The sequence below is a fragment of the Sphingomonas endolithica genome, from assembly GCF_025231525.1.
GTDB classification, from domain to species: domain Bacteria; phylum Pseudomonadota; class Alphaproteobacteria; order Sphingomonadales; family Sphingomonadaceae; genus Sphingomonas; species Sphingomonas endolithica.
Genome location: NZ_CP103057.1, coordinates 3,890,070 through 3,912,586 on the forward strand (window position 1 = coordinate 3,890,070; position 22,517 = coordinate 3,912,586).

Annotated in this window: 24 protein-coding genes; 2 read left to right on the forward strand and 22 right to left on the reverse strand. The window is 63.6% G+C overall.

Annotation, left to right across the window (positions count from 1 at the left end):
* Positions 1–64: 64 nt before the first annotated feature.
* The 4 genes from NV382_RS18510 to NV382_RS18525 form a co-directional block, all read right to left on the reverse strand.
* Positions 65–298: a D-Ala-D-Ala carboxypeptidase family metallohydrolase gene (locus tag NV382_RS18510; RefSeq protein WP_260598283.1), complete on the reverse strand. Its 234-nt coding sequence runs from the start codon at positions 296–298 to the stop codon at positions 65–67.
* Positions 299–312: 14 nt separating this feature from the next.
* Positions 313–1,161 (reverse strand): hypothetical protein, encoded by an 849-nt coding sequence (locus NV382_RS18515; RefSeq protein WP_260598284.1) that lies wholly within the window; start codon positions 1,159–1,161, stop codon positions 313–315.
* A 1-nt stretch (position 1,162) separates the two neighbouring features.
* A complete protein-coding gene (locus tag NV382_RS18520; protein ID WP_260598286.1) occupies positions 1,163–1,516 on the reverse strand; it encodes a hypothetical protein in 354 nt (117 codons plus the stop codon).
* Positions 1,517–1,668: 152 nt separating this feature from the next.
* Entirely contained in the window at positions 1,669–2,463 is a 795-nt protein-coding gene (locus NV382_RS18525; protein ID WP_260598288.1) for a hypothetical protein, read from the reverse strand.
* A 479-nt stretch (positions 2,464–2,942) separates the two neighbouring features.
* Here NV382_RS18525 and NV382_RS18530 point away from each other — a divergent pair, with 479 nt between their 5' ends.
* Positions 2,943–3,707, forward strand: coding sequence for a hypothetical protein (locus NV382_RS18530; RefSeq protein WP_260598290.1), 765 nt, complete (start codon positions 2,943–2,945; stop codon positions 3,705–3,707).
* Position 3,708: 1 nt separating this feature from the next.
* Here NV382_RS18530 and NV382_RS18535 read toward each other — a convergent pair whose 3' ends face one another.
* The 12 genes from NV382_RS18535 to NV382_RS18590 all read right to left on the reverse strand — a co-directional run bounded on the left by NV382_RS18535 (position 3,709) and on the right by NV382_RS18590 (position 13,893).
* On the reverse strand, positions 3,709–3,978 hold the full coding sequence (locus NV382_RS18535) for a hypothetical protein (RefSeq protein ID WP_260598292.1): 270 nt from the start codon (positions 3,976–3,978) through the stop codon (positions 3,709–3,711).
* 37 nt (positions 3,979–4,015) lie between these two features.
* A complete protein-coding gene (locus tag NV382_RS18540) occupies positions 4,016–4,174 on the reverse strand; it encodes a hypothetical protein (RefSeq protein WP_260598294.1) in 159 nt (52 codons plus the stop codon).
* A 78-nt stretch (positions 4,175–4,252) separates the two neighbouring features.
* Positions 4,253–4,708 carry a DUF5681 domain-containing protein gene (locus NV382_RS18545; protein WP_260598296.1) on the reverse strand — a complete coding sequence of 152 codons (456 nt, stop codon included), beginning with the start codon at positions 4,706–4,708 and terminating at the stop codon, positions 4,253–4,255.
* A complete protein-coding gene (locus NV382_RS18550) occupies positions 4,705–6,195 on the reverse strand; it encodes an AAA family ATPase (RefSeq protein ID WP_260598297.1) in 1,491 nt (496 codons plus the stop codon). The genes NV382_RS18545 and NV382_RS18550 overlap by 4 nt, the downstream gene beginning before the upstream one ends.
* Positions 6,192–7,157: a DUF7146 domain-containing protein gene (locus NV382_RS18555; RefSeq protein ID WP_260598299.1), complete on the reverse strand. Its 966-nt coding sequence runs from the start codon at positions 7,155–7,157 to the stop codon at positions 6,192–6,194. The genes NV382_RS18550 and NV382_RS18555 overlap by 4 nt, the downstream gene beginning before the upstream one ends.
* Entirely contained in the window at positions 7,157–7,441 is a 285-nt protein-coding gene (locus tag NV382_RS18560; RefSeq protein ID WP_260598301.1) for a hypothetical protein, read from the reverse strand. The genes NV382_RS18555 and NV382_RS18560 overlap by 1 nt, the downstream gene beginning before the upstream one ends.
* Positions 7,438–7,698 carry a hypothetical protein gene (locus NV382_RS18565; RefSeq protein WP_260598302.1) on the reverse strand — a complete coding sequence of 87 codons (261 nt, stop codon included), beginning with the start codon at positions 7,696–7,698 and terminating at the stop codon, positions 7,438–7,440. Before NV382_RS18565 ends, NV382_RS18560 begins: the two co-directional genes overlap by 4 nt.
* Complete coding sequence (locus NV382_RS18570; RefSeq protein WP_260598304.1) at positions 7,698–7,889, reverse strand: hypothetical protein; 192 nt, start codon at positions 7,887–7,889, stop codon at positions 7,698–7,700. The genes NV382_RS18565 and NV382_RS18570 overlap by 1 nt, the downstream gene beginning before the upstream one ends.
* A 205-nt stretch (positions 7,890–8,094) precedes the next feature.
* Complete coding sequence (locus NV382_RS18575; protein ID WP_260598305.1) at positions 8,095–8,262, reverse strand: helix-turn-helix domain-containing protein; 168 nt, start codon at positions 8,260–8,262, stop codon at positions 8,095–8,097.
* 94 nt (positions 8,263–8,356) lie between these two features.
* Positions 8,357–9,088: a hypothetical protein gene (locus NV382_RS18580; RefSeq protein ID WP_260598307.1), complete on the reverse strand. Its 732-nt coding sequence runs from the start codon at positions 9,086–9,088 to the stop codon at positions 8,357–8,359.
* Entirely contained in the window at positions 9,085–10,248 is a 1,164-nt protein-coding gene (locus NV382_RS18585; RefSeq protein ID WP_335342362.1) for a site-specific integrase, read from the reverse strand. The genes NV382_RS18580 and NV382_RS18585 overlap by 4 nt, the downstream gene beginning before the upstream one ends.
* 678 nt (positions 10,249–10,926) lie before the next feature.
* Positions 10,927–13,893, reverse strand: a complete 2,967-nt coding sequence (locus tag NV382_RS18590; RefSeq protein WP_260598310.1) for a VIT domain-containing protein — start codon at positions 13,891–13,893, stop codon at positions 10,927–10,929.
* A gap of 259 nt (positions 13,894–14,152) precedes the next feature.
* Here NV382_RS18590 and NV382_RS18595 point away from each other — a divergent pair, with 259 nt between their 5' ends.
* Positions 14,153–15,169, forward strand: a complete 1,017-nt coding sequence (locus NV382_RS18595; RefSeq protein ID WP_260598311.1) for an LLM class flavin-dependent oxidoreductase — start codon at positions 14,153–14,155, stop codon at positions 15,167–15,169.
* 110 nt (positions 15,170–15,279) lie between these two features.
* On the opposite strand, the gene NV382_RS18600 is transcribed toward NV382_RS18595, so the two are convergent.
* The 6 genes from NV382_RS18600 to NV382_RS18625 all read right to left on the reverse strand — a co-directional run bounded on the left by NV382_RS18600 (position 15,280) and on the right by NV382_RS18625 (position 22,177).
* Positions 15,280–16,419, reverse strand: a complete 1,140-nt coding sequence (locus NV382_RS18600; protein ID WP_260598312.1) for a sterol desaturase family protein — start codon at positions 16,417–16,419, stop codon at positions 15,280–15,282.
* Between the two features lie 11 nt (positions 16,420–16,430).
* Positions 16,431–19,820 carry an acyl-[ACP]--phospholipid O-acyltransferase gene (locus tag NV382_RS18605; RefSeq protein WP_260598313.1) on the reverse strand — a complete coding sequence of 1,130 codons (3,390 nt, stop codon included), beginning with the start codon at positions 19,818–19,820 and terminating at the stop codon, positions 16,431–16,433.
* Positions 19,821–20,164: 344 nt separating this feature from the next.
* Positions 20,165–20,581, reverse strand: a complete 417-nt coding sequence (locus tag NV382_RS18610) for a hypothetical protein (RefSeq protein WP_260598314.1) — start codon at positions 20,579–20,581, stop codon at positions 20,165–20,167.
* 135 nt (positions 20,582–20,716) lie between these two features.
* Positions 20,717–20,941 (reverse strand): hypothetical protein, encoded by a 225-nt coding sequence (locus tag NV382_RS18615; protein ID WP_260598315.1) that lies wholly within the window; start codon positions 20,939–20,941, stop codon positions 20,717–20,719.
* 261 nt (positions 20,942–21,202) lie between these two features.
* Positions 21,203–21,646, reverse strand: coding sequence for a hypothetical protein (locus NV382_RS18620; RefSeq protein WP_260598316.1), 444 nt, complete (start codon positions 21,644–21,646; stop codon positions 21,203–21,205).
* A 138-nt stretch (positions 21,647–21,784) separates the two neighbouring features.
* A complete protein-coding gene (locus tag NV382_RS18625) occupies positions 21,785–22,177 on the reverse strand; it encodes a hypothetical protein (protein WP_260598317.1) in 393 nt (130 codons plus the stop codon).
* Positions 22,178–22,517: the final 340 nt, after the last annotated feature.

Here is a 22,517-nt window from a genome sequence, read left to right on the forward strand (position 1 = left end):
GCGCCCGGCGGCATGCCGGCGGGAACCGCAGGGCCGTCGAACTGATCATACGGATTCTTCTGCATCATCGTGCTCCTGTAGTGCCGCGGCGGCCGAAGAATGGGACCTTGCCGTAACCAGGCAACGTCGTGTGGATGTGGTCGCCCTCGTCGAGGAACCGCGCGCCGGGCCCGTAATAGGCACGCAGCGCATCGATGGTTGTCCCGACCGCATCTACGCCGTCACCGCGCAGGTGTGAGCTGTTCGGCACGCCGCCAACGAGGCGGTTCCCTTCGACCGTCCGGCGCCCGCTGGTCATTGTTCCGGGCGCCTTCATTGGGTCACGAAAGGGGAGGGGGCTTGCGGTGCCGCGCCTCCCTGCAAGACGCGTGTCGAGGCGCCTTCGCCATATTTTGCATCGAACTGCGCGGCGCTCCCGGGATTTTGCCGGAGAAACGAAAGCGCCGCGTCGGGAATGCCGCCGCCAGCAGCTGGCGCGGCCACGGGTGACGGCGAGCGTGGGACCATGAATGTGCCCTGTGGCGTAGTGATGACCTGGGGAGCCATCCCACCGTTGGCCGCGTAGTTCGAGGCGTAATCCCTGCCTAATCCCGGCTTGAACTTATCGAGATATTCAACCCGCTGCTGGAGATCGCTAGGCTCCTGCGGTTTGGGCGTCAGCCGCTGGTATTGCAGCATGCCCAGCTTGCGCGTGTCCTCCGAAGCGTATGGATCTACGGCCGCCGCCGCTGCATCTGCGGCAGTCGCGTTTCCGCCCGTCAGCAAGCTCGCGATCGATCGGTTCTGTGCCGCGTTAGCTTCCGACGCCTTGTCGAGCTTGCGCGCCTCCAAGCTGCCGACCAGAGCCTGCGCCACTCGCGCCATGCCTTGCGTCCAATGTCCGACTGGCGAGAAGTCCATGCCAGCTGCCATCTGCTGCTGAGCTAGGGATCGGCGCGATGCGATTTCGTCGGGCGTCATACGCTGACCGCCTTCGCCCCATTGGAACGCGCCAGGAAGTGATTGTGGCGGCGTGGCCGTGCCGTCAGGCAGCGTGGCAAGCCCGCCGGGGTGCATCGTGGTAACTCTAGGGTCTCGCTCCATGCGATGCTGGAGACGATCCTTCGCGGCGGCCACCTGAGCAGGATCCAGCGCAGCGGCCGATTGCAATCCGAACAGCATGCTACTCCTCCATTCCCGAAAGCAGGATTTTGGCGATTTCCACAGTCTCAGGGTGCGCAGCCACCATCTGGCCGGATGCAATGAGCGCGATGTCATCGCCTTCATCAGCAAGGCGTTCCAAGATAGCGATCGACTCGCCCATCAAGTTATTGGCTGCCGCCTCGAAGCCGATGCGACGAGTTCGGCCGGACGTCAGGCAGAGGGCGGCAGCGAGCTTTCGGACGTCGAAGGGATGCCGATGCGCGGCACACAGGCGCGCGAACGTGACAGTTTCGGCCGCACCGACGATGGCATACGGCTCGTCATCTGATGTGTTCAAGGCCGCCGCCATGCTGGATTCAAACAGGACACGCATCGCAGCGAGACTACCCAGGCCGGCTTCCTGCACGATGACTGACCCCGCTCCGATGCAAGCGTTAGGGTCAAAGCCGCAGAGCCGAAGGGAAGGCGTGACCACAATCGGCAACGGGTCGCCGTGTATGGGCTGGTTAGCTGGCATACTCTCCGTCACCGACCGGGCTTCATCGGTGCAAATGCGGAAACCCCCGCACCGGCCAAGCCGAAGAGACCACCCATCAGCGCGTTGCTCTGACTTACCTTCGCTTGGTAGTTGCTGTTTACGAGGCCAGCGTAATCGACCCCGCCGACGCTAGCTTGCGGGGTGGCAGAGAAGCCCGAGTTCGGTGCCGCAACCTGCGATCCCGAAAGGAATGCCGTCAATTCGTTGATCGGTTGCGAGCGCGTCTGAATAGCTTCACCGAAAGCCTGCGACCGACCAGTCAGCGCCAGCTGGTTCATTTGGTCGGTGTTGCTCTGGGTGAGGCGTGTCATTTCACGATCGTAGGCGGCCGTTCCCGGCCGGATACCCTGGTTCGTCAGCTGACTTTGCAGATCAGCCGCCGCCTGCTTCTGCTGTGGCAGTATACGTGTCGACGCCAGATCATACGACCAGTCGGCGGCGTCTTGGTTGTCGAACTCGAATGGCTTCGCAAGATACTGGTTCATTTTGCCGGATTGATCGGCCGCCAGTTGCGCCAGGTTGTCCTGCGCCTTTGTGGTTTTGTCCAGGATCGCCTGTTGCTCGGGCGCATAGGTCGTCGTTTGGGTATACTGGGGGATATTGACCGTCTGGCCCTGCGAGTTCGTGAAGCTAATCGACCCGGTCGGATTATAGGTCGTGCTGCCCCACGGCCCGACGCTATTCGTCATGTTGACGGCGTTCTGCACGAGGGCGGTGTCGGTATTCATGCCGGACTGCGCATTGGCAGTGGCAATCGGATTCGGCGGCTTGGGCGAACTCACCATAACGCTTCCTTGTTCGGGAAGCGCGTGAAGTAAGGTCAGCCGCGCATGTGCAGATTATTTAGCAGAAACAGGGGCAAACCCCAAGCCGAATTTGGTTGGTTCGATAGCGACGGACGAAATTGGTAGAGTAGACAATACTGCTTCTGCCGGTCTAGCTTGCTCTTATGATCGGTCGGCTAATCGTCTTCGCGGGGCTACTGCTGCCCACTGTCGCCTCTGCCCAGCAGATGCCCTACAAATTAATTCTGACGGCAAATCAAAATACTGTCGTTATCGATTATCCGACTGCAGCAAGGTGCCAAGCAGCGTCGCAGGCGGTGCAAGTTGAGAACGGGGAACGAAAAAGGCGAGCAGCGGAGAGCCAGGCACGCGCGCAAGGCAGCATTGTTTTTCCAGCATACATCAGTGCGTTCTGCCTGCCCGGCTGACCCAATGATTCCCCCTGGCCAGCGTGACCGACAAGAAGAGGCGGCATCATGAGCGAACAGGGGCCGGACGCTTACGATCCGCTCGACGACGACTACCGTGACCAGCTGGTGGCTATTGGGAAGGGGGCGGTTAGCCTTGTCCCATTGATCGGGGGGCCACTCGCTGAGAATATTGGAGTGGCGATACCGAACCAGCGAGCCGACAGAATCGCCGGCTATGTTCGAGGACTTGATACCCGGATCAGCGAGCTTTCGGCAGACCTGCAGGCTGCTCTGGCTTCAAACGCCCCTAAGATCGATCTCGTTGTCGAGGGTGGTTACCAGTCTGCTCGTGCGATGTCACAAGCTAGGGTCGAACAAATCACGGAAGCTGTAGCGCGCGGACTGGCCGAGGAAGACGCAGACGTGATCCGGCGACGCCGCCTGATCGTGATGTTCGGCGAACTGGACGACGACGAGGTCGCTTTGTTGAATGCGTATGGCCAGACCTATGGCGGCAACGGAGACCGTCAGGCCTTCGGGAAGATCAATCGTCCTGAGCGCGCACATCTGAAGTCGCGCCGTGACGCAGTCGAACGTGACCGGCTCTATCAGGTGGGCAAGGAACATCTGCTTCGACTTGATCTGCTGAAGCGCAACTTCGGGACAGTTAAGAAGGGTATGGTCCCGGAGTTCGACGCTGCTTCTGGCCAGTTTAAGCACACCGTCGAGATCGCCTATCTAGGGCGTTTGCTGCTCAAGGAGATCGGCATGCCTACGCCGTTCGACGAACAACAAAGCCACAGAGATGAAGTTCTGGCGCCTGCTGGGTAGCCTAGGATCGCACCTCTTCGAAGATAGTCCTAGCTGCAGCGCTCAGCACGGCATCGATCCGTCGCCGATCATCGAGCGACACCACACCGGCATCGCCAGCGGGAAGGCGAGTTCGTAGGTAGGCAGCCAGGTCGTCTGGGTTCGCACAGACCGCGGCAACGCGCCGGATCTCCACCATCTGCTCGTCGGTGACGCCGGGAACATGCAGGCTGCCGCTTCGATCGCGCGTGATTTGTTCGAGCTTGGCAATTCGGGTTTCGATAGCTGACATTGGGATCTCCTTCGGATTGTGTGAGGTTGGCAGCCGGTCAGGCAGGCAGGTGGTTGATCATCTCGCCATCGATCTTCACCCAGGGTTCGGGATGCCCCTCACCGAAGCGCTTGAGCGAAACGACCAGATCGTCCGTCTGCGTCGAGATGCCCTGCCCATGAAGGTATTGCTCGAAGCTGCTCGTCAGACATGTCACGTGGCCGCGAAAGAACGATCATTCGTCCACCCCCACCAAGGAGGTCTTCCAGTTTCTGAATGCGGTCGGATATCGACATCACGCTCTCCTTCTCGTGGGGTTGGACTTCGCTGTGGTTTCAAGTGCTGCGATGCGGTCGGCGAGCTCGCTCGTCTCGACGATTGCACGGTGCGCGGTCAGCAAGGTCATGACCCGGCCCGCTTCATCCGGGCTGATCTCGCCGGCGCCGACAGCGGACAGCACCGCGGCCGACGCACCAACGACATCCGAAGCGGTCATGACCGGCGGCAGGTCTATCGTGATTGGTGAATCCTTCCGCGGGGGAACGAGGCGCTCCAGGCACAAGCGTAGCGCTACCGTGTCGCCTTCCAGCGCCATTTCGATCGCCTTGCGTGTCAGCGCCTCGCCTTCGCCATTGAGGAGCGCCTCCGCGGCTATGGTCGCGCGCGAGCGGGCTCCCTTCGGCTTGCCGGGGTTGCCTGGCTGGAACGGCCTACCGCGCGTAATTTCGCCGTCGTTACGCTGGTCGGTCATTCGCTGAAATCCACATCATCGCCGGTTTCACCCGGTGCCAAGATCATCCTGCGCGTCGATCGAGCGGGGCCGGCGTCGGGGAAAACCACCGTTCCAGATCTCACCAGCGCGGGATTGGAGTGCGACACCTGGTCCTTCACCCCGGCAGCACCTGCTACACCGTCACCCCTAAAGGGGGACGGGTGTAGCGTAGCACTTGCCTGCTCTACTGCTACACCTCGCACCGCTACACCTATTGCAGGTGTAGCAGACATGTCGTCAGCCGCCTTTCCGACCACCATATACTTCTTCATCTGGCGGTTGTGATCCTTGCGTTCTTCGACCCGAAGAGCACCGTTGGCTTCCCAAGTGCAAACCATTCTCAGGATGCGCCCGCGGTCCCCCTTATCTCGTGGATCAAGCCCGAGGACTTCGGCGACGGCGTTCCCGACCCAGTCTGTCGCGGAGTGATGCGCCTTGTATTCACCGGCCGAAACAGCCTCCTGCACGCGGCGCAGGTGATCGACGGTGATGCCCTCGAACGCGTCGGGCGGCATCCAGCGCGTCACCACGCCGACGCTGTCTCCCTCGTCACCGAATGGGTCATCGTGGCCGGTAGAGTTGTCGACGTTCTGCGACGCTAAGCGGAACCACTGTGCTTCCTCCGCAGGTGCGCGGTTCGCCTTGTCATCCTGCACGGTGAACAACCGACGCCGCTCGGCGTCAGCATCTATACCGAACCGCTGCGCCTCGTCCTTGTCCATGCGATTGAGCACCAGCGTCACGCGCGCCGCGGACACCAACGCGCTGGCACCGCGGGACGAGTCTGCCGTCACCTTCTCGTTCCCGAGCTTCTTGGAATGGTGGACCAGCACAATCGCGCAGCCCGCCCGTTTGGCGATGCTGGCCCAGGTTTTCACGACCGCATCGATCGCACCGTTGTCGTTCTCGGTCACGCCATGAGACGAGACGAAGGGATCCACGACCAGCACGTCGATCTTACGCGCCAGCAGTTCGGCAACCAGCGCCTCCACGACAGGCACCGCGATCTGATAACCGTCCCGGTTCTCGACGGCTATGCGCAGCTCAGCGCCTTCCGGACCGCTGTCGAGGAAGATGCGGTCTTCGCATGACGCCTGATCGACGCGGTGAAACATAGCCGCAGCCACCAGCTGCATCTCAAGTTCCGCCAGCCCGTCCTCGAGGTTCCAATACCAAACCCGCTTCGGTCCCGCCCAGACCGTCTTGCCTAGGATGTCCTGCCGTCCGCTCGCCAAGGACAACAGCATGGACGCCACGAAGGACGACTTACCTACGCCACCTGGCGCAACGATCGCGGACACGGTGCTGAGCAGCAGCCAGCGTCCCCATACCCAGGGCCGGCGAGGCAAGCTGCGATGATCTGGCCAGCGGAAAGGTGAGGCCGTGATCTTGACCGGCTCCGCGGCAGGAGCGCCCGCAAACGGCTCGGCGGCGTCAAAGCGCGCCCGGAGAGAGGTCGCGTTCATTGGCGCCCCTCCATCAGCTCGGCATTGAAGTCCTTGAAACCGGAAGCGGGTCGCATAATCCTCACCTTGCGCCCTGCGGCGGCAAAGGCATGAGCCGCCTTGGTGGCCGCTGCCTCGCCTGGCGCATCGCCGTCTGCCCCGATCACGACAGCACGGGTTACTTCGGCCAGTTCCATGCGAGGCAGCATCGATGTGCCCGCCGACACCCACACTGATCGGCCCAACGCCTGGGCGAGCGTCAGTCCATCTTCCAGCCCCTCGGTAACAACGAGGCTGGCAACTGGCGCTCCAAGCTGGATGGCACCGCCAGCGACGCGGCCGAGCGACAGCTTCACCTCGGCAACGTCGGCCTTGCGGCCTTCGTCTGTCAGGAATGTGCGCTGGATACCGGTGAGATCGCCGTTAGGTGCGCATACTGCCGCGACGAGGGCAGGGCGCCGACCCTGCTCCTGCGGATAACGGAGCCGGGCGAAACGTAGCGTATGCGGAAGTTCCATGGTGATGCCGCGAGACCGTAGATATGCTTCGGCCGGTGTCCCGCCGATCGGCGTCGCCTCGTTCCAGATCGACAGCGCTGCCTTTGACCAATCCGCCTTCGGCGTTGCCACCACACGCTGCTGTTCAAGCTGGCGCAGGGCGCCCCCGTCCAGCATCTCGATCGCTGGCAGGAGCTTCACGCTGTAGGCGCGCTGCACGAAGTCGAGCACGTCACCCTCGGCGCCGCAGCCGAAACACTGGAAGCGGCGATCGTCGGCGTAGATCGTGAAGCTGGGCGACTTGTCGGGGTGGAAAGGGCAGCACCCCTTCAATTCACGCCCGGCCCGCTGCAGCTTCACGCCGGCCTGAGCGGCCACGCCCGAAACCGGGAAGCGGTCGCGGATGTCGGCGCACACGCGCGGCAGATCGATCACGCGGTTCCTTTCACCTTCTCGCCCATAAGCGGCATAGGGATCCATCAGCATCAGAAATCTCCCGGCACTAAGGGCAAGCCAACGCCGGGGCATCCATCCTGCACCGCGCTGTCGCTCACCGCGACGTTGCAGATGCCGCCATAGACATCGCGGTTGAGTGCATAGGCGGCTGTGATCGCGTCAGCGCCGCGGGCAAACGGTCCATGCTGCTCGCCCCAGGAGTTGCCCGAGGCGGACTCGTGCGAAACGTGGAAGCCATCGACGGTGTCGCCATAGACATGAACGGTGCCACGGTCCGGACGGTGCGGAATCCGCATGGGGAGAACGCGGCTCATGCTGCACCGCCCGGTCGATACGGCCTATACGGCATCCCGAGCCGCTTGATGCAGATCGGAATGCCGAAGCGCCGGAAGGCAACGACGGCGACGGACTGCGCACGATCGAACGGCAGCCCGTCTTTGTGCCAGCGAGCCCTGCGACCGGTCGGGCAGGCGCGGCCATAATCGGCTACCTGCCAGCGGTCTTCCGCCACCTGCAACAGGACGAGCGCGCGCACAGGACCACGTGCGATGGGGTATATGACCGCGCCCATTATGCCGTCTCCAGCATGTTGGCAGTGACCATGACAAAGCCTTCGTCGCGGCCAATCGCTTCGCACGATCCGGCCGTGACTATCAGCCACTTACGCGAAACGGCGTCTGGGCAGCGGTCGACCAGCATTTGCAGGGCGACAAGGTGAGGGGGCAGACTGAACATGTCAGCCAGGTTGCGCGGATCAGCCATGTGCCGTCCCCCAAGCCAAGTCAGCGATCAAACAGGCACGATGACCGTTGATTCCCACCGCGCTCAACCGTTGAAACCGGAGCTGATTACATGTATCTGCTTCGACGCTGCTGTTGAGCAAATTCGTGAAGGGTCGGACTGTGGCGGTCCGGCCCTTTCGCGTTTTACGGCCGCTCGCCGCTGCTGCTGCTGTGAACATGCTGGTTCACGCGGCCTGATCGACAAGTGCGCGGATGCTGTCAGCTTTGACTAAGCGGCGGCGACCGATCTTCACCGTTGCCAGCTTGCCTTCGTTGATCAGCCCGTAGACCGACGTCATGTTAAGACCGAGCGCCTTGCTCGCGTTTTCAATGCTCACCGTGATCGGGTCCATCCTACGTCTCCCCAAAGAAGCTGGCATGTGCCAGCGGGCGACTACGGGGGTCGGCGCAACGCCGATGGAGAAACATGGGGGGTTTTAAAAAAGGCTACTCTCCGGGTTCGGCGGGCGCCTGTTCCAGAACGTTCGAGTTGCCGATCGCCGAGGAGCGCGGTCCGTCGTTCAACTGGCGAACGACAACAGCGAAGGCGTGCTGCTGCCCGAAATCGGATGCCGCACGATCGAGGAACGCTCGAACCTTAGCTGCGGTCTGCACTATCGGATGATCACTTCCTTCCTGCGCGAGCGCTACCCTTGCCCCGGTCAGCTGAGCGGCAGTTATGGTGCCGAACCATCGTCCGCGCAGCCGCGTTGCAGCTGTGGCCAAGTCGCGTTTCAGCTCGCCGCTATCACCGTGCTGCTCGATCCAGAAATTGGCCAAGGCTGCTAGTGTGCCGACGCGGGTATGATTGTCGCCGCTTTTCCCTGGCCGACCCGCTCGCCGGCGTTCAGCGAAGAGGGGATCGAGGCGATTTTCATGCTGCCCTTCTAACGCTTCGATTGGGCGGAACAGTGGTTCAAGCGCCATAGGCGAAAAGCCTTGATCCAGCAGGAAATCGTAAACGCCCGAGATGGCATCGACGACGGCGTATCGCTGATCAGCCAGCTCACCTCGTTCGTAAAGCTGTCCGGCGCCCGCGAGCCGTTTATGGAGATCGGACAAGGCGGGCGCAGTTTCTTTGACCGGGAGGCTCCGCTTGTAGAGATTGATCCGGCCAATCGCCGCAGCGGTCGCGAACTCGGCCTCAGATGGTCGCCGGCGCGTGTCGTCGTTGCTCACGCGGCCGTCACCAAGCGCACGACATTCTTCTTGCCGACCAGGTAGTCGGCCCACATCGTCATCAAAACCTGTCGCCGTTCGAAAAAGTCCGTTCGACGATACGCAGCTTCAACCTTGTCGGGGAGCTTATGCGCCAGCGCCTTGTCAACGACCTCTTTCGGTATGCTGGTCGTTTCCGCCGCCCAATCGGTAAATGTGCTTCGGAAACCGTGAACGTGCGCATCCGTCACACCCATCGTCCGCAGTGCCTTCGTCATGGTCATATCCGACATCGGTTTCGTCGGCGTCGCGAAGAAAACCAGACCGTCGTTGCTGGTCCGCCCCTCCCATCGCCGGTTCAGGATCTCGATAGCCGCGGGCGACAGCGGCACGATATGGGTCATGCCGGTCTTCATCCTGCTGCCAGGGATCGTCCATGTTTTCTTCTTGAGATCCAGTTCGGACCAGGTCGCAAACCGCGTTTCGTTTGAGCGGACTGCTGTCAGTATCGTAAAGGCCAGCCCGTCTTTGCCGGCGGTGTGCTCCGCGGCGAGAAGCCGGGCAAAGAAAGCCGGCGCCTCGTCGTAAGGCATAGCGTCGAAATGGCTGTCGTCCCGCTTGTGTTTCGGCAACCCTCTACGGACGGATTTCAGGCTGGTTTCGGTAGGGCGCCACCCCTTGATGTGTGCAAAGTCGAGCACGACGCCGATCCGCTGCAAAATACGCCGGGACGTCTCGGGCTTCTCCATCCAGATCGGTGCGAGCAGATCGCGAACGATGATGCTGTCAATCGCATCGACCGGCTGCTGCCCAATCGTCGGAAAAACATGCGACTCCATGCAGGCAAGCCAGACCTTGGTGTGCTTGGCGTTGCGCCAGCTCGCTTTCATCTCCCCATGGCAGGTCTTGGTCGCTGACTCGAAAGTGGGGATAGTGGCGGGCGCCTTTTTGCGTTCTTCCACCGGGTCGATGCCGGCTCGCACCATCCTGCGGTAAGCGTCCGCTTTGTCGCGTGCTTCGGCCAGGGTGAGGGACTTCCGATCGACGGCCGCCAGTTTCGCTGAGGCGGTTTTCGTTTCCGTCGATCGCTCGCCCGTTTCCGCGGTCCCCAGCCCGAGGTCCCGGCGCTTCCCGTCCGATTGGATACGCAGCAGCCACTGGCGCGACCCCGTGTCGCGCACGATCAAATAAAGCCCATCCCCATCTGGATGCCGGCCTGGCCCCAGGGTCGGGATCTTCTTTACCGATAGCTTTCCCACGACCTGTCCCTCAATGCGTCCCACACTCTACAGTGATTGTAGGCGGTCTTCAATGAAGGTCAGCGAAATCTAGGCCGCGAGAATGGCGGGTTTGCTGGCGAGTCGCGATCGTCGGCGATGGTCGGCGGTCTTCAGTTAGATATCCCTCGGCTCCACCATTTTCCGTGAACGGCTGATTCAGCCCGGTCCTCGGAAGTCAGCCAATCTGTCACCTGCTGCCGAAGGCTGGTTCACCGCCAGCCTCTGCGTGCGTCGGACAGCATTGAGTTAGGCGAAATCACCCAGCTTTTCGGCATCATCAGGCAGGTCATGATGCTCCGATTGATCGTTCGGCGCTCCAATGCCGGGTTCGGTGGACATATCGCCGGCGTCGGGTTCGTTACCGGGAATGCGTGTCGGGTTTATGGTCTTCTCCTTGGGCGATGACACGAGAACGCACGAGCGCGCGAAAACGGCTAAGCTGGCGCTTTGGTTCGGGTGAATTCGCCGTTCGGGGATTCGCATCCGGCAAGAAGTCGAGGACGGACAGCCCGCCATGCGCTGCGCAGCAGCCGTCCCCCCCGTCACCTCCGGAGTGTCGATCCCTTGTCGTAGGACCGGCTACCGTTCCACCCGCAAGGTAGCGACTGGCCGCGTCTCGTCGACATTGTTCCGGTTTCGGCCGTTCTGGAAGGACAGGTCGAGGTCGACCAACTCCTGCGTCTCGCCCCGACGCGCAAAGTTGCGTTGCAGGCGGATGAGTACATGGCCGGGGCCATTCGGGTTGATGCGATCGGCATCGTAACCGTTGATGCGCACGCGATATGGGCCGGCGGGGGCACGGTGGATGGCGTATTCCTCTGGCCCGTAGCCATCGGTCATGTCGTTGGAGATCTGCCCGCCGGCGCTGCTCAACTTGTTGGAATACATCACGCGTTCGCCACTTGGCTCATCGACCCACAGGTCGATGTCGGCGTCGTCGGCCGTCCATTCCATCACGATGCGCGCATCGGTGTCGATCAAGCCGACGAGCCGGGGGTCGAGCACCCAGTGCCCACCCGCAGCCGCCATCGCGGGGATGAGTGCGTTGGCCTCCATCAGCGCGATCACCTCGATTCCATCGAAAGCACCCGAAGCGGGATTGAGCGCCGTATCGATCAGCAACCGAAACGCGCGTTCGAGGTCCGCGCGGCCAGCCGGCCCCGCAGCCCGCCCGCGGGCCGCGAGCGCCAAGGCAAGGTCGCGACCGGGCTGGGGCCTGAACTCGGCATCGGCGGCGGCAAGGTGCTCGGCGAGCTCGATCGCCCGGTCGAAGGAGCGATCGCGCTCGAGGCGGAAGGCGACGATCTGGCGTGTCTCGTCGTCGCTGGTCGGCAGCTCGAGCGCCGAAAGGAGCAGCAGCGAGGCGGTAGCCCCATCCCCCTTGAGCCGGAACCACTCGGCAGTGTCGAGATAGAAGGTCGGCACGGAGCCGTATTGCAGTTCCTGCTCCGCCAGCACGGCCGAGCGTCTTCCCGGCGCTGCCAGGTCGAGCGCAACGATATAGGGGCGCTTGGTGATCAGGTCCGCCATGTCGAGCTTGATCGCAGCCGGCCGCGGTTGCTGTGCGGTGGGCATTGGAGCGCGCAGACGCGAGCCGGTCACGACGATGCTGTCTGCGTGGTTCTCGTCTGCCGTGGCCGCGGCGGGTGCGGGCGCCGATACAACTGGCGGTGGCGCGACAATGCGTGGCTGGTCGGTCTCGGCCGGTGGCGGAGGCGGTGGGGGAGGCGGTGGGGGAGGGGGAGGCAAGGCCATGCCGGGCGTATCGTCCCCACGCGCACGTTTCACCTGTGCACGGGTGAGTGGCGTGAAGCGCTTGCCGTGCCAGGCGCTGCGCTGGCGCCATTGGTCGAGCACGAAGGCGAACCGCTCTTGCTTGGCGTCGCGATGCTCCTTGTCCCATTCCGACTTGGCCTTGCGATACTGCGCCAGCCACACTGCGCCGAATGCCGCCGGTGGTGTCAGTTCGGCGCGCAGATATTGGTCGGGCCGCTCCAGCACCAGGAACGACATGCCGGGACCGGCGACCTGGTAGCGGCGCGCGGTCTCCGCCATTGCTGCGTGACGGGCAGGGTCGTCGGCAAGATCCGACACGCGGCTCGCGGCCCAAAGCGCGGCCGGTGCCTCGGCTGCCACGGCTGCGCCAGTCGGCGCGTAGCGGCGTTCGCCACCGCCGCTCAGTCGCACGGTGATGCCGCCCGACGGCATGGGGCCAACCAGCAGCCACTGCCCTTGGCCGGCCGGCAGCGCCCGTGTGTCGATCCGTCGTCCGGCCGCATCGCGGACCGACACGGGAACCGTTGCGGGGGTGGCCAGTGCGGCCAGCGCGTCGGCCTCCCCGCCCGGAGCAAGCCGCACCACAGTGCCGCCCATATGCTGCGTCAGCCGTCCCAGCCGCGCGCCGTTGGCGCCGGGGGCGGCGGTGAGCGCCACCAGTCGACAATCAGGAGCAAAGGCCGCTCCGCGGTCGATGGTCACTTCCCCATCGAACACCAGCACGCATTGGCTGGCGGCGGGCAGCGCCAGCGTATCGAGTCCGGCGAGCGACGTACCGCCGCGGTAGACCACGCGGTCGAGCGCCGTTCTGAGCGCCGCAGCGCTGCCGAGCGTCTCGACCCGCGGCCGGTCGCTCGCAAAGGTGACGAGGTCGATCGCGCTGGGCTTCGTCCGTTCGGCAAGGCGCGCCAGTACGTCTGCCTCCAGATCGGTGCGGCTGGCCCGGTGCGAGAGCGAGCGATCCCAGTAGATGCGTAAGCGGCCCCCTCGCGATAGTGGCTTCGGATCGCCGGTGGCGCCGTCCGAGATCGCGAAGAACGTCTCCCCGCTCGCATGGCGCGCGACGACCATTGGGCTGGCCAGCACCCCTCCCGTCACGGTCAGCCCGCCGCGAACCTCAGCCTTGCCGAGCATCGCCTCTCCGCGCCATCCGTCGCCGCTGCGCGCGAGGGCAAGCGGCTGGCCGGCGAAGCGCACGGCGGGGGCGGTGGCATAGCCGTCTGCGGAAACGGCGACGGTCACCCGCCCGATCGCTTCGTCACGGGCAAGCGGCAAGACGAGGCCGACGACCGGATCGAACGCCGCGACGAAGTGCAGGCGAAAACGGCGAGGATGGCCGGAGTCGATCGGGAAGATGCGTGTCGTGAACCGGTTCCCGGTGATCTCCGCCAGCCCGGGATCCACACCGGCACGTACCTCGTCCTCGTAGACGTTGCGCGCCTTGGGCGCCTCGAGCAGTTGGCCGGGGATCATCGCGCCGCCGACATCCAGCGAATAGCCGGTGACGACCGCGTCGGCCGGCAGGGTGAGCGCGAGGTTCGCCTCATAGCTGCCGGCATCTTCCGAGCCGATCAGCATCTCCACCGTGACGTCGGCGGTGCGGCCGACCAGGTGCGCGCGGACGTCGATCGCGTCGAAGCGCAAATGGGTGGCCGGGCCGTCGTCGCGCCGGATGCCGCGCTCCGCCTCGACAAGCGTCGGGTTGCTCTGCGCCCCGGCCGCCGAAGACAGGGTCAGGATGGCAGCCGCCAGCACTAGGAAACGGTACACCTGCCTTCTCCCCCGATATCGTTTCGCAAGACTGCCAAGCTTTGCCCGTCAGGGCAATCGCACGCGTCATCACGCTGACGGTCTGATCTGGAGGATCGTCCAATGTTGGCAACGCTGGAGCCTCGCGCATCTTGGGCAAGACGGAATAGCTGCGTTTCCCCGCGCCGCCGCGACGCCAGGCACCATGCTCCCTATCTGACGGACCAAGGGTAGATCGTGGTCACGGGCTGCGACAAGCCGCCAATATCAGGAGTGCATCATGAAGAAGATCGGATTTCTGTCGTTCGGTCATTGGTCGTCATCGCCGCATTCGGGGACGCGTTCCGCCTCCGACGTATTGCTGCAGTCGATCGATCTTGCCGTCGCCGCCGAGGAACTGGGCGCGGACGGCGCCTATTTCCGCGTCCACCATTTCGCGCAGCAGCTTGCGTCGCCCTTTCCACTGCTTGCCGCGGTCGGCGCCAGGACCAGCCGGATCGAGATCGGCACCGGCGTGATCGACATGCGCTACGAAAACCCGTTCTACATGGCCGAAGATGCGGGGTCGGCCGATCTGATCAGCCGCGGTCGCCTGCAACTCGGGATCAGCCGCGGCTCGCCCGAGCAGGTGATCGAAGGCTGGCGCCACTTCGGCTATGCGCCGGCAGAGGGTGAGAGCGATGCGGACATGGGACGTCGCCATGCCGAGGTGTTTCTCGATCTGCTGAAGGGCGACGGATTCGCGCAGCCCAGCCCACGACCGATGTTTCCCAACCCGCCGGGCCTGCTGCGCATCGAGCCGCATTCCGCCGGATTGCGCGAGCGTATCTGGTGGGGTTCGTCGTCGAACGCCACCGCGGTCTGGGCCGCAGAACGTGGCATGAACCTGCAGAGCTCGACGTTGAAGGCGGACGAGAGCGGCGAGCCGCTGCATATCCAGCAGGCCAAGCAGATCCGGCTCTACCGCGAGGCCTGGAAAGCCGCAGGGCACGCCGGCACGCCACGTGTCTCGGTCTCGCGGTCGATCTTCGCGCTGATGAACGATCAGGATCGCGCCTATTTCGGGCGCGGCGACAGTAGCGACCAGATCGGCGTGATCGATAACATGCGCGCGGTGTTCGGCCGGTCATACGCCGCCGAGCCCGATCAATTGATCGAACAGTTACGGGCCGATGAAGGCATTGCAGAGGCAGACACGCTGCTGCTCACGGTACCGAACCAGCTTGGGGTCGATTACAACGCCCATGTGCTCGATTCCGTCCTGACCCATGTCGCGCCCGCGCTGGGTTGGCGCTGATCTGTCACTAGGCGTCAACTAACGCCGATCGCGGGGTTTCGAAGAAGGTGGTGGGGAGGCACCTTCTTCGCCTTGTTCGTCGCACTGCGTTGGGGCGGCTGGTTCCGCCGTCAGCCTTGCTTGCGCCGAAACGGGTACAGGAACTGCGCACGATACCCGCTCGGCACGGCTTCCGGCACGCCATAGCCGGTCGGCCAGCGCTTGGCGGGAAAGTGATGCGTGCCGAACAGGCGGTCGAGAAACGGGAAGTGGATCGCGAAGTTCTTGTCGACCCCTTCCGCTTCGATCGCGTGGTGCCAGTGGTGGAAACGCGGGGTGACGACGAACCGTCCCAGCCACTCGAAATCGCCGCGCAGATTGGCGTGCACCAGCGACGCGTAGACGTACACGAACGCGATGTACGCCTGCATCACCGATGGCGCGAAGCCGAGCGTCAGTAGCGGCAGCGAGGTGACGCCGCGCAGCAGGATGATCTCGATGAAGTGCATCCTGGCGCCCGCCAGCCAATCCATCGACTTGGCCGAATGGTGGACCGCGTGGAAGCCCCACAGGAACGGCACGCGATGAAAGGCGCGGTGGAACCAATATTGCGTCAGGTCGGTCAGCACCATGACCTCGATGAACTGCAACAGCCATGGCTGGCCGGCGATCGCGGCGCGGAACTCGGCGAAGCTGCCGGTCTTGGCCATGATGTAGGTCGACGGCGCCAATGCCAGGTAGGTGATCAGCTGCACCATCATCGAGCTGATCAGATAATAGAAAAGATCCTCACGCCATTCAGCGCGAAACAGCCGCTGATCGGCGTGCTTGGGCAGCAGCCGCTCGATCGGCGCGAACATCAGCCCGGTGGCGACGAGATTGACGACGAAAAAGTCGATCCCGAAGAACACGCCCCAGTCGTGCGTTTCGCGTGGCTGCACGCCCGCGCCGCCCAGCAAGGTGGCGGCAAGCGCGACGAGCAATGCGGTCGCGCCGATTGCCTTGCGCGGGCGCAACAGCAGGCTGAGCAGGGCCAGCGCATAGGCGCCGATCAGCACGGCGTGGACGACCGCCCGGAACCCCGACCAGGCATATAAAGGGGCGAGCTCGGGCATCGAGAACCAGCCGGGCCAGCGCAAGGCGGCAACCAGGCAAAGCCCGGAAATTGCCAGCAGCAGCGCGAAGAAGCCGGCGAACCAGCCGCTACCGAAGCGGCGCACCGCGATCGGCGATTGCAGGTCGCGCTCCAGCGTCTCGATCCACCCGCGCATCACATTCTTCCTCATGCCGCCATCGCGCTTATCGTCACATAATCGATCTTGCCGGTGCCGAGAACGGGCAGAGTGTCGATCGGCCGGATATCCTTGGGCACCATCAACTCGGTCACGCCATTGGCCTTGGCCCACGCCTGCAGCGCGCTGGCGCTCGCGTCCTGGCGCGTGGTGAACAAGACGAGCTGTTCGCCCTTGCGCAGGTCCGGGCGGGTGACGACCGCGTGTTCGGCATCGGGCCACAGCGCCGTGGCATAGCCTTCCACTGCGGGCAGCGAGACCATCTCGCCGCCGATCTTGGCAAAGCGTTTCGCGCGGCCGCGGATCGTGACGAAGCCGGCATCGTCGATCGTCACGATGTCGCCGCTGTCGTGCCAGCCGTCTTCGGGCGGCTGCAACACGCCGGGCTGGTCGGCCTTGAGATAGCCGGCCATCACATTGGGTCCGCGGATCGACAGGCGCCCGCCTTCGTCGATGCCCGGCACGGGATCGAGCCGACCTTCCATGCCCGGCAGCAGGCGGCCGACGGTGCCGGCGCGGAAGTGCATCGGCGTGTTGACCGCGATCACCGGCGCCGCCTCGGTCGCGCCATAGCCTTCGAGGATGCGCAGGCCGAACTTCTCGGCATAGATCCGCCGCGTCTCGTCGCGCACGCGCTCGGCGCCAGCGAAGATGTAGCGCAGCGAATAGAAATCATAGCCATGCGCCATCCGCGCATAGCCCGACAGGAACGTGTCGGTGCCGAACAGGATCGTCGCATTGGCATCATAGGCGAGCGCCGGCACGATGCGGTAATGCAGCGGGCTGGGGTAGAGGACGGTCTTCACCCCCGACAGGATCGGCAGCAACGTGCCGCCGGTCAGCCCGAAACTGTGGAAAACGGGCAGCGCGTTCAGCACCACGTCGCTCTCGTTGAAATCGATCCGCGCGGACAATTGGTGGCAATTGGCAAGCAGGTTGCGGTGCGTCAGCACCACGCCCTTGGGCAGGCCCTCGGAGCCGCTGGTGAACAGGATGACGGCGGGCGCCTCAGGTGACAGGCGTAACGCACGATGGCTGCGCAGCGCGAAGCGTGTGGCGATCAGCGCGCGGAACTTGGCGCCGGCGCCGATGGCGGCGGCGATATCCTCGAGGTAGCGGACCCGGATGCCCGTCGCTTCTAGGCCGGCGACGACCTCGCCGAGCTTGGCCTGCTCGACGAACGCACGCGCGGTGACGATCGTGCGGATCTCCGCTGCGGCGCACGCCGCCTTCAGGTTGGTCAGGCCGGCGGTATAGTTGAGCATCGCCGGCACGCGGCCCTTCGCCTGCAAGGCGAAGAAGGCGACGACGACGCCGGCAACGTTGGGCAGCAACACGCCGACCGCCTCTCCCTGCCGCGTGCCCTCCGCCAGCGGCCGGCCCAGGGCGAGCGATCCGGTGATCAGGCGGGAATAGCCAAGCGGCGTGCGCTTGACGTCCTCGATCACCGCCGCCTTGCCGCCATGTACGTCCTTGGCGTCGATCAGCGCCTCGAACAGCGTGCGGTCGATGTCGGAGGTGGCGAAGATCATCTCGCTCATCACGTCGTACAATTTCCGCCCGGCCGCCGCCCGGCGCTCGCGTGCGCTGTCGCCGCTGACCTGGAAGCGGCGCTGCGGCAGAACCGTCAGCGTGATCTTGGGGAAAGCGCGCCGGCGCACCTTGCCACCAAGCCGCGAGAAGCGCGTGAACTGCGCGCCGTCGATGCGCACCGGCACGATCGGCGCATCGGCCTTGTCGGCGATCATGCCGGGGCCGTCGAACACCTTCATCAGCGCGCCGGTGGTGGTGATGCGGCCCTCGGGGAAGATCACCAGGGTGCGGCCCTGCTTCACGGCCTTGACCATCGCCTTGGCCGCCATCGGGTTGGTCGGATCGACCGGGAAGGCGTCGAACAGCTTGAGCGCCGGCTGAATCCACCACAATCTGGCGACACCGCTGTGGATCGCGAAGGTCGGCTTGCCCGGCAGGAACACCGCGAGCAGCAGCCCGTCCAGCCACGACACATGGTTGACCACGACGACGGCCGGCACGCCCGGTTGGGGCATGTTCTCCGCGCCGTGCAGTTCGACGCGGTACAACATCGTCAACAGGCCGCGGACCAGCGCCTTGATCACCGTTTCGGGCAGCAGCCAGCACGAGATCAGCGCCACCGCCAGCGTCGCGAAGCCGAGCGCGCCGATCGAACCCGGCGTCGACACGCCGAACTTGTACATCCCCGTCGTCGCCAGCACGACCAGCACGGTGACGATGCCGTTGACGATATTGTTGGCGGCGATGACGCGCGAGCGCTCGGCCGGCACGGTGAAGGTCGAGATGATCGCGTACAGCGGCACGACGAACATCCCGCCGCCGAGCGCGGTCACGATCAGCGCGACCAGCACATGCCAGCTCCCCGGGTTGGCCAGGAACTGCGCGACATCCGCCTTGCCGCCGCCGGGGACGAAGGTGCTGCTCGCGATCCACAGGTCGATCATCCCGGCCGCCATCAGCAGCGCGGCGACTGGCACGTACCTGGCCGACACCTCGCCCTTGAGCAGCCGGTTGACCGCGAGTGAGCCGACCGCGATCGCCACCGAGAAGACGATCAGGAACAACGTGACGACGCTCTTGCCGCCGCCAAGCTCGCTCGACACCAGGGTCGGCACGTCGGACGAGACGATGCCGCCGACCGCGAAGAACCAGCTGATCCCCAGGATCGACAGCCACACCCCGCGCCCGCTGGCGGCGGTGCGCAGGATGTTCCAGGTGCCGCGGACGATATTATAGTCGATCCGGTGGTTGTTGCCCGATGGCGGCGCGGCCGGGATGAGCAGGCTGGCGCCGAACCCGATCACCGCGCAGCCCATCGCGATGCTCGCCGCAGTCCATGGCTCGATCTCGTTGGCGAGCAATTGCCCGCCGAGGATCGCCAGGAAGGTGCCCGCCTCGATCAGGCCGGTGCCGCCCATCATCTCGTGCTGGCCAAGGTGCTGCGGCAGGATCGAATATTTGACCGGCCCGAAGATCGTCGAATGCACCCCCATCAACAACAAGGCGGCGAGCAGCAGCCACACCGAATTCTGCCAGAAACCAAGCATCGCGATGGTCATGATGCCGATTTCGGCCGCCTTGATCATGCGGATCAACCGGCCCTTGTCGACCGCGTCGGCGATCTGCCCGGCAAGTGCCGAGAGCAGGAAATAGGGCAGGATGAACAGCCCGAGGGTCACCGGCCCGAGCACCGCCGGCGGAACCGGCGAGGCGCGGCCAAGGCCGTAGGTCGCCAGGAAGATCAGCGCATAACGCAGCACATTGTCGTTGAACGCGCCGAAGAACTGCACGACGAACAGCGGCCCGAAGCGGCGTTTGCCCAGTAACGAGACATCAGGTGCGGACATGATCTCGATTCCCCCCAGGCTCGCGTAGCCGACATTTCCGCATCAGGCATTAAGAGAGTATCGTCGGCCAGCACCGCGCATGGCGCCAGCGCCGATCAGATCGAAGCCCGACCCGTCGAGCGAGCGGGTCGCGGTCTCGATCCTCGGAATGCCTATTGCAGCGTATCGACGGCGACGACCAGAATCAGCACCATCTCCACCCATCCGCGCACGCAGGCCCCATCCGGGCCGATGCCGTCAGCACGCGTCGGGGTTGAAGCTATCCCTTGCTACCGCTCCCCTGCCGTTTGATGTCGAAATGTATGGTCCACCGCCGGACGTCCGAAGGTGGTGGAAAGCGGACATTACATCCGGAGAAGTCGTTCAGTGGACTCCGCTGAGATCGCCAGCGCAAAAGCAATATCTTCGATTGAGATGTCAGGACGTTCGCGACGGAGATCGTGGATTGTATCCACGAGCGCCGGGCTGCGAGGGTCAGCGAAATGTGCGACCTTACCGAATTCCCGCTCGATACGGAGAACCTCGCCGTAATGCAGGAAGTCACCGGGCCACTCCGAGGTCTGAACAATCCTTTCCATATCGGCTGGCTCGACACGCTTCAGAACGAAGTTGTCATGGATGCGCTCGTCCTGCGCGATCATCCAGTTCTGCCCGCACGCGCTGCACGTCGATGCGTATAACCACCATTGTTCACCGCCATGCTCTCGAACTCGATTGAGAGTGGCGAAAACGCGGCCATCTAAGCCGTCCGGATCGCCCATGCCGACAACCGCTAGGTCATCCAACTCAAGGCAACAACATGAGCTTCGCTTGTCCATCAGTACGGTCTGCATGAAACGGCGAACGTCTGCAAATGGGCGTTAGCTGCCATGGCTGATTTGGTGGAAAGCGGACGTTCAAGCAGATGTGGAAATCACGCGTTCGTAGGCTGCGATGCTTTCATCAAAAGCCCGGCGTTTGCGCCCAATGCGACGCTTCTCCCAATACACGAACAGAAGAATAAGCGTCCCTACCGCGATCGCGGCAACAGATTTTGTCGGCTGTCCACCCCGCAAGTAGAGGTAGGCGCAGGCTAACATCATCGCTGCCATCAACCACGCATAGCCCACGAAGAAGGGCATCGCCCGCCACCACATAGGAGCAATTGGATGCCCGCTCCTCCGATCGGATGTGACTTTGTGTAATGCCGCCATGCGCGTGGGATGCCACGACACGCCTACGTCCGCAATTGGGCGTTAGCTGCCATGGCCGAAAGTGGCGGAATGCCGACCGGCCGCTAACGAGAGGTTAGCATCGAATAGCTGCCGTTAGGTGAGTGGCTGTTCTGAAGACGACCGAGATTTGAAAAAAGGACTTGCCGCCCGCGCGTCGGAACTGGCCCGCTACCGGGATCGGCCGCTCGTGGAGCCCGGGACGGGCACGATACCGACCGGTGCCCGTGACCGCCCGTATGCTCGGATAGCGTCGGCTTTGCCGCGGATATAGGCTTGGTGCCGGGCGGTGAGTGTGCCGCCATCCTGCCGGAGCAACGTCGCCGCTTCCTCGCGCAACGCGATTGCGCGGGCCAGCTTCTGCCGCCGCATCGTCGGTGTCTCCTGCGAACCGCGATCCGGAAAGAGTTCGATCGACCGGCTGAAGCTAAGGTCGTTGGGCATGCTCATCGAGATCATCGGGACCGAGGACGTCTGCGCGTCGGCGATTTCAGGCAGAAGCAACGCAACAAGGATGATGATCTTCACGGCGTCTATCTTCATGGCTTCCCTCCAACCGGCGGCACGATCCATTTTCAGCAGCATGACAGAGTGAGACAGAATGTTGGGGAACACGAAAACTGTCAACCAGCCATCTTCAAAGACTGAACCAACGTCCGCTTACGATTAAGTCTGTGGAACTCGCGAACGGCAGGGATTGGGCGCTTACGGACGGGCGACTCCCATAGAAAACATCAGTAAGCTGCCGATGCTTCAAGCGGGAGATTTGCGCCTATTAGACCAGATAATTGCAACACCGCCTAGCACGCCGAGGCACACTATAGACGTCCACTGGTACAGCGGCACGAAAATCATGACGAGAGCGGCGGTGGACGATGTTGAGACGAAGAACGCATGATAATATATGCTGGCTGACCAGGCATTGGACACCGTAAGAAGCGCTAGCATCACATGAACAAACCAGCGTCTTGTCCTGCATTGTCGTGCAAAGAAGTATGGAATGACCGCAGGGCCGACGATCCAGACTCCGAAGGGCAGTGCGAGCAGCCACCACCAGAGCTCGGCTGGTTCTCCGGCGTAAAGCATCAGGGCGATCAGCACTCCGACTATCGCGATTGTCAGAAATCTGAGCACCAGAAATTCCACCGATCATCCTCCGTGCGCTAAGCGTAGCACGCTAGGACCACGAACAAACGTCCGCTTTCCCGGTCGGTGAGAATCCGGTCAGGTGTCCGCTGTTGGCATCAGCGGCCATGGCCCGTTTGTTGGTAGCGGGCGTGACCAGGAATGGTTGTCCTATTTGGAAGGCTTGCGAAGGCCGGGCAGGCACCAGCAGGTCTTAGATGGGCGCCCATTGCCATCCCGTAGCCATCCCCCAAACAGAAAAGGGCGGCTCCATCGCTGGAGCCGCCCCTTCTTGCTGCGGGCCGGCATGGGCAAGGCCCATGCCCGTCGGTCGACGCATGCGCGCCGCCGGCCGGCCTTG